Below are 10,460 nucleotides of genomic sequence, written 5' to 3' on the forward strand. Positions count from 1 at the left end.
GATCGGCGAAATGGGCGCGGCTTCAGGAGCGCCGCCGGGGATGAAAGACATGGGCGCGGTCATGAAGAATGTCATGAGCCGGTTCCAGGCCGCCGGGACACGCGTCGAGGGCAAGACGGTGAGCGAGATCGTGAAGCGGGAACTGGGCGGAAAATAAGATTCTTTCGGCGGGTGAACGCTGATAAACACGAATCAGTCAGGTTTCACAAGCCCCAATGCGCGCCCGACCCGGAGGACTAGCTTGATGAGGTAGGCGACCGGAAGCAAGTACCAGTAATTGCGGCGAATGTAGGCCGAAAGAAAGCGCGTCGACCAATCGTCCGCTACGTCTTCGCGCTCACGGAACTCGGGTCTTAGAACCTTATGTACGTGGTGCCCGAGTTCGTGATAGACGACCTCACCTACAAACATCTCGCGAACAAGTGGAATCCTCCAGCGGACGCTCCGTTCACTGTCCCCGATGATTCGATCTACGAACACTTCGATCCACGCGGGCTTGCCCTGCCATTCCTGATGGTACAAACCAGCGGCATCCCTAATCCTAACCTTGCGCTTCCGCGACATTGTGGGTGAGCGCCGTCGGTCCCGGGAGAGCGAGCCCTGATTTGTCAGCACAATCGCATCAAGCCGCCGCAAATATTTGGCCGGCACAGCATCGATCAAGCGAGCAACGACGGCCCGAGCGTCGAATGGCGGCAGATAGTCGGAATAGAAGTCCTGGATTCTGACCTGGGGTCGCGCTTCGGAAGAGCCCTTGCTGTCCTGCCTCGCACTCATGAAACCGTGCGCACACGTACCCTCGCGCCTTCGGGGAGATTTTGGTCCAGCACCACCACGCCTCCTCGCACCACGCCACCGACTTCTGCCGGCTTGGGCTTGCCCGAGCCTTTGTCCATGGCCTGGTTGGCCAGGCGGTCGGCGGCACGGTTCTGCTCGCGCGGCACGTGCTCGATAACGAACCAGTCGAGTTGAGCGGTTAACGCTCTAGCGCGCTCAAAGAGCGGCCGCAGTTCGGGACTCTTCACCTTGTACTGGCCGCGCATCTGGCGCACCAGGAGTTCCGAGTCGGCCAGCGCGCGCAACGCGTTCTGGCCGTGCGCGCGGGCGTAGTCGAGGGCGGCGATCAGACCGCAGTACTCGGCGTGGTTGTTGGTCTTCTGCCCGAGGTACTCGCTCAACTCGGCCAGCTTCTTGCCGGAAGCGTCCTCAATGATCACCCCGTAGGCGGCCGGACCCGGATTGCCGCGCGACCCGCCATCGACGCGCGCGACGATGTGACCGGCAGGAGGCCCTGCGGCCGGTCTGTCGTGCGCCTCAAACAGCGAGCCGGGCTTACGTGCCGGACGGGACATGGGGCGAGTGTAAAGCAAACCACGAAGGGGAGACGAAAGAACTACCCACTGGCCACTTACTTACCTTCCATCGGCCAGGCGGGTGGCCAGGCGCTCGGGCAGCTTGGCGGCCTGGATTCTTTTCTGCGCCGCTCCGATGTCATAGGGCACGCGATGGAAGCTGATGCTGTAGTCGGAGCTGTCGAACAGAGCGAAGGCGGCGCGGGGGTCGCCATCGCGAGGCTGGCCGACCGACCCGGGATTGATCAGGTAGCGGGCGGTCTTGCGCAGCGGAATCTGGTAGCTCTCTTTTTCGTTCGGCAACCGATAGTTCGGGCGGATGGTCTCGACCACGTCGGCCTCGAGGGAAAACGCGCCCTGGATGTGGGTGTGGCCGAAAAAGGTCAGCGGCAGTTCGCTGCGCAGCAGGGGCTCCACCGCGTCGCGGATGACGATGACGTACTCGTCCTCGTCGAGCGGCGAGCCGTGCACGAACTGCGCGTCGGCGAGCGAATCCAACTTCAGCGGGCCCTGGGGAAGCTGCTTGAGCCAATCGAGGTTCTCGGGCGTAAGCGCCTGCTTGGTCCAGAGCGCGGCCAGGCCGGCAATGGGATTGAAGCTCTCGACCCCCGAGACCCCGGAACAAGCCTTGTCATGGTTGCCGCGCACGGTGAGGCACTTCAGCGCGCGACAGCGATCGGTGACCTCGTTGGGCGCGGCGCCGTAACCCACCACGTCGCCCAGGTTGACGATGACGTCGTGCGCCGGAGCTGCGGCCATCGTGGCCTCGAACCCTTCGAGGCTGGAGTGAATATCGGCGATCAGCAATAGGCGCACAGGGGTTGTCGTTCGAATCGCGCGATTATAAATCACCCGCCGCAAACGGCGACGTGACCAGCGTCACGAGCCAAGGGTTACCGGCGGAGCGCCACCGGGCAGCGCACCAGGTGCCCGGGAGCCGCTTCTTCGAGCGGAGGCAGGGCTGCGGCACACTCGGGCTCGCGCAGCGGGCAGCGGGGCTCGAATGGACAACCGGGTGGCTGCGCGGTGATGGGCGGTACCGTGCCCTCGATGGAAGCCAGGGGACGGCCGCGATCGGTGCGCAGCGTGGGCACCGATTCCAGCAGCCCGCGCGTGTAGGGGTGCCGCGGCTGGGCAAAGATGTCGCCGGCGGCAGCGGACTCCACCAGGCATCCGGCGTAGAGCACAGCCACGCGGTCGGCCACCTGGGAAACCACGCCCAGGTCATGCGAGATGAAAAGCATGGCCAGGCTGAACTTTTGCCGTAGCTCCTTGAGCAGGTCCAGGATCTGGGCCTGCACCGTGACGTCGAGCGCGGTGGTGGGCTCGTCGGCGATGAGCAGTTGTGGCCGGTTCACGATGGCCATGGCGATCATCACCCGCTGGCGCATCCCGCCGGAGAGCTGGAAGGGATAGTCGCGGGCACGTTGCTCGGGTTCGGGGATGCCCACGTCGCAAAGCGACGCGACCGCGCGCTGCCACGCCGCGGCCCTGTCGAATCGGGGGTCATGCGCCAGCACCGCCTCGGCGACCTGGTCGCCCACGCGCATCACCGGGTTGAGCGCGGTCATGGGCTCCTGGAAGACCATGGCGATGCGCGCCCCGCGCACCCGGCGAATCTCCTCTTCTGTGCAGGCGAAAAGGTCTTGTCCGTCGAGCGAAGCCCGGCCCCGCACGCGAGCCTGCGGCGGCAGCAAGCCCAGCAGAGAGAGCGCCGCTACCGATTTGCCGGAGCCGGACTCACCCACCAGCCCGAGGGTCTCGCCCGGGGAGATTTGCAGGCTCAGGTCGCGCACCGCCGCGTGCCACGCGCCGACCGCGGGGAACTCGACCGTGAGATCGCGGACCTCAAGCAGCGTGGACACGCGCAGTATGGTAGCAGCGCCGTCGGCGCGCAGCGTTTCTACTGTCCCAGAATGATGGGCAGTCCGTTCTTCGGATTGCCGATCACCACCACTTTGCTGTTGTTGCTCTCGGCCAGCTTTTCCGTGGCCTCGATGCCCTTCCATGTCAGCAGTTGGTCGCTGATGCCCTGGGCCACGGTGCGCTGGAAGTCGCGGATGCCTTCGGCCTCGATGCGCTTGCGCTCGGCTTCCTGCTTCTCCTTTTGCAAACGGAAGGACATGGCCAGCGACTCCTGCTCGGCGCGCTGCTTGGTTTCGATGGCCTGTTTGAGCGTGGCCGGAAGCTGGATGTCGCGCAACAGCACCGCCTCCACCACGATGCCGCGCTTGCCAAGGTCGCGCTCCAGTTCGCTGCGAATCTGGTCCGCCACTTGTTCGCGGGCGCTGCTGTAGAGCGCGTTGGCTGAGTGGGCCGCGGTCACCGAGCGGATGGCCGAGCGCAGCGTCGGTTCCACGATGCGCTCGATGTAATCCGGTCCGATGAACTGGTAAACCTTGGCGGCCTCGCTGGGCGTCAGATGGAAGATCAGGGAAGTGTCCAATCCGACGACCAGGCCCTCGCTCGAAGGCACGCTGGCTGTTTCCTTGATCTGCTGGGTGCGCACTTCCATGATGTGATTGGCTTTCAGAGGATTCACCAGGTGAATCCCTTCGGGCAGCACGTCGCCCGTTACCCGGCCGAACAGCGTCAGCACTCCGACGTGTCCAGTCGGCACTGTGGCGACTCCCGACCACAGCAGAATCATCAGAAACAGGCCGACCACGACGCCTATCACCAGGCGCGCGGCACTGCCACCCACGTCCACCACTCGATCGCGGGAGAATTCGAAATCACGCATGTCTCTTCCTCCTTCCCGCGATTGTATGCGCCCAAGTTTGCCACCGTGGCCAAAATCGGCCCGCGCAATCGACTCACCAAAGTATGTGAGGGCGCGTCTGCGGACATCGTTCAGCGGTTCCAGCGTGGATTTTCCCTGGATTTTCACAATCGCGAAACGACCCAAACCGCGCTGTTGGCGGCTCTGCATCGCATGGCACGCGCGAACTGCACATTTCTCGCGGCGTCCACCTGTGGACGACCTGCAACTTATTGTAAACACAGATGATACAGGTGCGTATTTTCTCTTGACTCCATTTGCAGGAAGAGTAAAAAGGCACCCGTTCTTTGACAGTTTCTTAGTTTCGCCGGTTGGTGGTGAGTCCGGGGCTCGAGCCGTATCACCGCAGTCGCTCTCGAGGTGACAGCGCGGAGGGTCGGTGAGGGTCAACAAGCGAGCTGCTGGTCGAGAGGAACGGGAAACGAAGTCAAAGGCAAGATAGGACCCCGAGGCGTTGACCGGTTGTCCCGGTTGGCGGTGAGCCCGGAGCCCGAGCTTCAGGGGAAACCCTGACTAAGGATCGCGCGTCGCAACCCGCAAGGAAGCGGCGAAAGCAGGTCGGCAAGGGTCTAACGCGAGCTACTGGCCGAGGACAGCAGGTTCGACAGAACCTCGGGGTCCTTAGTTTTTGCCCCCTTCTGTTTCGCGCGCCGGTTTTCCGCCGGATAATGGTCTGGTCATGCGCTTTCGCTTCGCACTCGTCCTCCTCTTGCTGGGAACGCTGGCTGCCCCTGCGTCGCCGCCTCAGGCGACGAAGCGGCCGGCGAACTCCATTGCCACGCGGCGCATCACCTACCACGGCTGGCCCGGCTCCATCTTGTTGAGCAACGGACAGGTGGAGGCGGTGGTCGTGCCCAACATCGGGCGCGTGATGCAGTTTCGCTTCGCCGGTGAGGAAGATGGCCCCCTCTGGGAGAACCGCCTTCTGGACGGGAAGAAGCCCGATCCGGACTCACGCGAATGGATCAACTTCGGCGGCGACAAGAGCTGGCCGGCTCCCCAGGCCGACTGGAAACGGATGACCGACCGGGAGTGGCCGCCGCCAGCCACCTTCGACGCCATGCCGGTGAAGGCGCGCTTAGGGCGCGGCGAGGTGGAATTGGTTTCATCGGTCAGCCGCGCGTACGGCATCCGCGTGCGCCGGCGCATTCGCCTGGACGCCGACGGAGCGGGCATGCGAATCACCACCATCTACGAGAAGGTCCGCGGCGCCCCGGTGCGCGTCTCCGTCTGGGTAATCACACAGCTCGACGAACCCGAGCGCGTTTTCGTTCCGCGCGATTCGCGGAACCCGCAGGGCTACCGTCCGCTGACCGAGGCTCCGCCCCGCGACCTGACGGTGGGACCGAACCGGCTCTCGCTCACGCGCGATCCCGCCCGCGGTACGAAGATCGGCACCGATGGCGAGCACCTGGTATGGATGGACCACCGGTATGTGCTGGCCGTCATGACCGACCGCCGGCAACCGCAGGCCGATTATCCCGACCAGGGCAGCAGCGTAGAGGTCTGGACCAATCCCGATCCCCTGCCCTATATCGAGCTGGAGACTCTGGGCCCGCTGCGCGAAATGAAAGTGGGCGACACGCTCGAACAAACCAACTACTACCTGCTCTCGCGTCGCTCGGAGAAGGACCCCGAAACCGAGGCCGGCAGATTCTCCTGGGGCCTGCCGCCGGCCGACTAACCCTTCCAATCCCTTGCCGCCGGCCAGCGCTATAATCCCCCGCCATGTCTACGCTGCTCTCGGATCGCCGCGCTTTTCTTTCCTTTCTTTCCACTTTCGGTGTGACTTCGACGCTCTTCCCCGGCGCGCTGTGGGCGGCCGCCGAGGGCAAGAAGGAAGTCAGCAAGGAAATGATCGCCAATGCCGCCAACCTGGCCGGCATCGAGATCGCCGACGAGAACAAGGACCTGATGGTCAAGGGTCTGAATGAGCAGATTGAGAACTTCGAGGCCATCCGCAAGTTGCAGCTCGCCAACTCGGTAGCACCGTCACTGCTGTTCGATCCGGTCTTGCCGGGCATGAAGTTTGCGACCGCGAAGCGGCGCATGCGCCTGAGCCCTGTGAGCACCAGCGCTGTGCCCAAGGATCTGGAAGACGTAGCTTTCTGGAGTGCGCGGCAACTTTCCGCGCTGGTGCGGGCGCGCAAGGTATCGTCGGGAGCGCTGACGGAGATGTACCTGGAGCGGCTGAAGCGCTACGACCCGCTGCTCAAGTTCGTGGTCGCGTTCACCGAAGACCGCGCCCAGGCGCAGGCCCGGGAAGCCGACCGCGACCTGGCCCGCGGCCGCTGGCGTGGCCCATTGCACGGACTGCCGTGGGGCGCCAAGGACCTGCTGGCCGTGAAAGGCTATCCCACCACCTGGGGCGCCAATGGATTTGAGCAGCAGACCTTCGACGAGGACGCCGAAGTCGTGAAGCGGCTGGACGCCGCCGGAGCTGTGCTGATTGCCAAGCTGACGCTGGGCGCGCTGGCCCTGGGCGACGTCTGGTTCGGGGGCATGACCCGCAATCCCTGGAAGCCCGAGCAAGGATCGAGCGGCTCTTCGGCGGGCTCGGCCTCGGCCACCGCCGCCGGTTGCGTGGCCTTCGCCGTCGGATCGGAGACGCTGGGCTCGATCTCTTCGCCTTCCACGCGCTGCGGCACCACCGGGTTGCGTCCCACGTTCGGGCGCGTGCCGCGCACCGGCGCCATGGCGCTCTCCTGGAGCATGGACAAGCTCGGCCCCATTTGCCGCGCCGTGGAGGACTGCGCCATGGTCTTCGACGCCATGCGCGGCCCCGACGGCCGCGATCGCACCGTGCGCGACCTGCCCTTCAACTGGGACGCCTCGCTCGATCCGCGCACCCTGCGCGTGGGGTACTTCCGGGCGCAGTTCGACCGCAAGCCACCCAAGGACCGCGAAGAAAAACCCGAAGACAAGGCGCGACGCGAAGAAGCCATGCGCCACGACATGGCGGCGCTCGAAGTCTTTTCCCGGCTGGGCATCAAGCTGATCGAAGTGGAGTTGCCCGGATTGCCGTACGACGCCATGCTCACCATGCTCGAATCGGAATGCGCCGCGGCGTTCGACGAGCTGACGCGCAGCGGCCGCGACAAGCTCCTGGTCGGCCAGAAGGAGAACGACTGGCCGAACATCTTCCGCGTCGCCCGCTTCATTCCGGCGGTCGAATACGTGAACGCCAGCCGCGCCCGCACCTTGGGCCAGCAAGCTATGGCCAAGGTGTTCGAGAGCGTGGATGTGGTGGTGGCGCCCACCACCGGACCGCAGTTGATTGCGACGAATCTGACCGGCCATCCGGCGGTGATTCTGCCCAACGGCTTCCGCACCGACGGAACACCCACCAGCCTGACGTTCCTGGGCAACCTCTACGGAGAAGCCACCATGTTGGCCGTGGCCCGGGCATACCAGGAAGCCACCGAGTGGCATCGGAAGCGCCCAAAGCTGGAAGCGCCGACCGAGAAACCCGCTACGGCGGAGTCGCCCCCCGCACTATAATCCCCGCACGTGAGCTGACCCATGGCCCTTGCAGGGGGAGCGCGGCTGGGACCCTACGAGATCGAGTCGCCCGTGGGCGCCGGTGGCATGGGCGAAGTCTATCGCGCCCGTGATACCCGCCTGGGCCGTACGGTGGCGATCAAGGTGCTGCCGGCCGCCTCGGCCGGCGATCGGGAATTGCGGCAACGCTTCGAGCGCGAAGCCCGCACCATCTCCAGCCTGAATCATCCCCACATTTGTTCCCTTTTCGACGTCGGCCATCAGGACGGCACCGACTTTCTGGTCATGGAGTACCTGGAAGGCGAAACCCTGGCCCATCGCCTGCAACGGGGTGCGCTTTCCACCGAGCAGTTGTTGCAGTACGGCCGCGAGATCGCCGATGCGTTGGACAAGGCGCACCGTCAGGGGATCGTGCATCGCGATCTGAAGCCGGGCAACATCATGCTGACCAAGAGCGGCGTCAAGCTCATGGACTTTGGTCTGGCCAAGCTGGCACAGGTTGCGGCACCCATGACGACGGTCCTGTCGCAGCTGGTGACCGAGGACCAGAAGCTGACCGACCGGGGAATCGTCGTCGGCACCTTCCAGTACATGGCGCCGGAAGTTCTGGAAGGCAAGGAAGCGGACGCGCGCGCCGATATCTTCGCGCTGGGAGTCGTGCTCTATGAAATGGCGACGGGACGCCCGGCCTTCCAAGGCAAGACGCGGGCCAGCCTGATCGCCGCCATTCTTTCCTCGGAGCCGCCGCCCATCGCGCAACTGCAGCCGCTGACACCTCCGGCGCTGGAACGGGTTGTGAAGGCGTGTTTGGCAAAGGATCCCGAAGAACGCATCCAGACCGCGCATGACGTGCTGCTGCAATTGAAGTGGATCGCGGAAGCGGGATCGGAAGCGGGCGTGCCGGTGCCGGTGGCGGCCCGACGCAAGCGGCGAGAGCGCATCGCCTGGGGTTGCGCAGCGGCGCTGGCGTTGCTGGCGATTGCGCTGGGCGTGGGATATGTGCGGCGTGCTCCCGCCGTCCCGGCGGTGGTGCGGTTCTCCCTCCCGCCCCCGGAGAACGCGCACTTCGACCAGTTCGACCTCGCTCTTTCTCCCGACGGTCGCTCCCTGGCGGCTATCGGCGTGGAAGATTCGGGAAAGCGCTTCCTCTGGGTGCGTTCGCTGGATTCGCTGGCAGGCCAGCGCCCGGAAGGCACGGAAGGTGCGCAAGCGCCCTTTTGGTCGCCCGACGGCAAGTGGGTCGGATTCTTCGCCGATGGCAAGCTCAAGCGCGTCTCCGTGCTCGGAGGCTTGCCAGAAACCGTGTGTGACCACATCATTGCCGCCAGCGCCACCTGGAACCGGGAGGGCGTGTTTCTGCTGACCAGCATGGAGGGGGGGCCGATCCTGCGCATCACCTCGGAAGACTGCGCTCCCAAGCCGGCAACAAAGTTCGATCCGGGAGGAAAAGTGTTTTTGCATGCTTGGCCGAACTTTCTCCCCGATGGGAAGCATTTCCTGTTCACCGCGCTGGCGCGTGACAAGATTCATGAGGTGCTGGTCGGAAGCCTGGATTCCGTCGAGGCCCGGCCGCTGCTGCGCGACGCTTCGAACGCCTACTATTCTGCGCCGGGATACCTGCTCTTTTCACGCCAGGGGATTCTGATGACGCAGCCCTTCGACGCCCAATCCCAGCGCTTGAGCGGCGAAGCCATACCCTTGGTCAAAGAGCAGCTGCATTTCGTAGGACTGCATGGAGGAGCGGCATATTCGGCGTCAGAAAACGGCGTGCTGGCTTACTTCATCCAGAATCCGGATCACACGCAACTGGTGTGGCGCGACCGATCCGGCAAGCAACTGGGTGTGATCCCCGATTCCACCGACTACGTCCAGCCGCGACTTTCCCCGGATGGGACTCGGGTGGTTGCGGGAAGTTACGACTGGCTCACGCATACCGGCGACTTGTGGACGTACGATCTGCAACGCAACCATTGGCAGCGCCTGACACAGCATTCTTTTCCCGCCAGCGCCACGGCGGTGTGGTCGCACGACGGCAGCCATATCTACTACGACACGATGGTGGGTGGAAAGGGCGGCATCTATGCCAAGCCCGCCCGTGCGTCCGGCGAAGAGGAAACCTTGTTCACCGGCGCCACAAGCAGAGTGCTGCTGGCTACGGACGTCTCGCCCGACGGACGCTACCTGTTGTTCGGGCGGGACAGCCGGGAAACGGGAATGGATATTTTACGGTTGCCTCTTTCGGGCGAGCACAAACCCACCCCGCTGCGGGAGACGAAATTCAACGAAAGCTACGCCCGCTTCTCTCCTGACGGCCACTGGATCGTTTACGCCTCAGATGAGTCGGGACAGTTTGAGGTCTATCTTCAGCCGTTCTCCGGAAGCGGTGAAGGAACCCAGATCTCAAGCGGCGGCGGAAGATGGCCGGTTTGGCGGCGCGACGGCAAAGAGTTGTTCTATCTGAATCTCGATCGGCAGCTTATGGCGGTCTCTGTGCAGTTGGGGCTGAAACTGCAGACGGGCACACCCCGCGCGCTCTTTCCGTTGCCCCGTAATTTCGCGTTCGACAACGGCTTCGATGCTACCGAGGACGGCCGCCAGCTTTTGATTCCCGAACCAACACAATCCGAGCCGCCCAGCATGACCCTGGTGCTGAACTGGCCGGCGGGACTGAAGAAATAAGAGCTCGCCGAAGCGAGCTCTTGCTTTGCCGTAGGTCCGCTGGAGCACGGCTATTTCTTTTCGTAGTTCTTCCACTCCGCCATGGCCATAGGCTTGTGGCCTACGGCCTGGGCGATGGACATCCTGGCATTGGGCAGCTTGTCGTC

General features: G+C 64.1%; 8 protein-coding genes. 3 read left to right on the forward strand and 5 right to left on the reverse strand.

The genetic code is table 11. The features are described from left to right. Positions 1 to 192: 192 nt before the first annotated feature. From VLE48_09075 to VLE48_09095, 5 genes are all read right to left on the reverse strand, one after another. Positions 193 to 777, reverse strand: coding sequence for a hypothetical protein (locus VLE48_09075; protein ID HSA93148.1), 585 nt, complete (start codon positions 775 to 777; stop codon positions 193 to 195). Next, positions 774 to 1,352, reverse strand: coding sequence for a ribonuclease HI family protein (locus VLE48_09080; GenBank protein ID HSA93149.1), 579 nt, complete (start codon positions 1,350 to 1,352; stop codon positions 774 to 776). Before VLE48_09080 ends, VLE48_09075 begins: the two co-directional genes overlap by 4 nt. Before the next feature lie 60 nt (positions 1,353 to 1,412). Continuing rightward, complete coding sequence (locus tag VLE48_09085; protein ID HSA93150.1) at positions 1,413 to 2,168, reverse strand: metallophosphoesterase family protein; 756 nt, start codon at positions 2,166 to 2,168, stop codon at positions 1,413 to 1,415. A 77-nt stretch (positions 2,169 to 2,245) separates the two neighbouring features. Further along, positions 2,246 to 3,217 (reverse strand): ABC transporter ATP-binding protein, encoded by a 972-nt coding sequence (locus VLE48_09090; GenBank protein ID HSA93151.1) that lies wholly within the window; start codon positions 3,215 to 3,217, stop codon positions 2,246 to 2,248. A gap of 38 nt (positions 3,218 to 3,255) precedes the next feature. Next, complete coding sequence (locus VLE48_09095; protein ID HSA93152.1) at positions 3,256 to 4,095, reverse strand: prohibitin family protein; 840 nt, start codon at positions 4,093 to 4,095, stop codon at positions 3,256 to 3,258. Positions 4,096 to 4,813: 718 nt separating this feature from the next. Here VLE48_09095 and VLE48_09100 point away from each other — a divergent pair. The 3 genes from VLE48_09100 to VLE48_09110 are packed head-to-tail and all read left to right on the forward strand — an operon-like array spanning position 4,814 to position 10,314. Then, a complete protein-coding gene (locus VLE48_09100) occupies positions 4,814 to 5,818 on the forward strand; it encodes a hypothetical protein (protein ID HSA93153.1) in 1,005 nt (334 codons plus the stop codon). 44 nt (positions 5,819 to 5,862) lie between these two features. Beyond that, the gene (locus VLE48_09105; GenBank protein ID HSA93154.1) at positions 5,863 to 7,635 is read left to right on the forward strand and encodes an amidase; all 1,773 of its coding nucleotides are present in this window, start codon (positions 5,863 to 5,865) and stop codon (positions 7,633 to 7,635) included. A 21-nt stretch (positions 7,636 to 7,656) separates the two neighbouring features. Further along, on the forward strand, positions 7,657 to 10,314 hold the full coding sequence (locus VLE48_09110) for a protein kinase (GenBank protein HSA93155.1): 2,658 nt from the start codon (positions 7,657 to 7,659) through the stop codon (positions 10,312 to 10,314). Positions 10,315 to 10,460 lie beyond the last annotated feature (146 nt).

The sequence above is a fragment of the Terriglobales bacterium genome (assembly GCA_035454605.1).
Taxonomy (GTDB): domain Bacteria; phylum Acidobacteriota; class Terriglobia; order Terriglobales; family Acidobacteriaceae; genus DATMAB01.

Excerpts from the sequence above, each read along its gene's own strand:
- VLE48_09095 (HSA93152.1), bottom strand. The coding sequence starts at position 4,095 with ATGCGTGATTTCGAATTCTCCCGCGATCGAGTGGTGGACGTGGGTGGC.
- VLE48_09110 (HSA93155.1), top strand. The coding sequence starts at position 7,657 with ATGGCCCTTGCAGGGGGAGCGCGGCTGGGACCCTACGAGATCGAGTCG.
- VLE48_09100 (HSA93153.1), top strand. The coding sequence starts at position 4,814 with ATGCGCTTTCGCTTCGCACTCGTCCTCCTCTTGCTGGGAACGCTGGCT.
- VLE48_09075 (HSA93148.1), bottom strand. The coding sequence starts at position 777 with ATGAGTGCGAGGCAGGACAGCAAGGGCTCTTCCGAAGCGCGACCCCAG.
- VLE48_09080 (HSA93149.1), bottom strand. The coding sequence starts at position 1,352 with ATGTCCCGTCCGGCACGTAAGCCCGGCTCGCTGTTTGAGGCGCACGAC.
- VLE48_09105 (HSA93154.1), top strand. The coding sequence starts at position 5,863 with ATGTCTACGCTGCTCTCGGATCGCCGCGCTTTTCTTTCCTTTCTTTCC.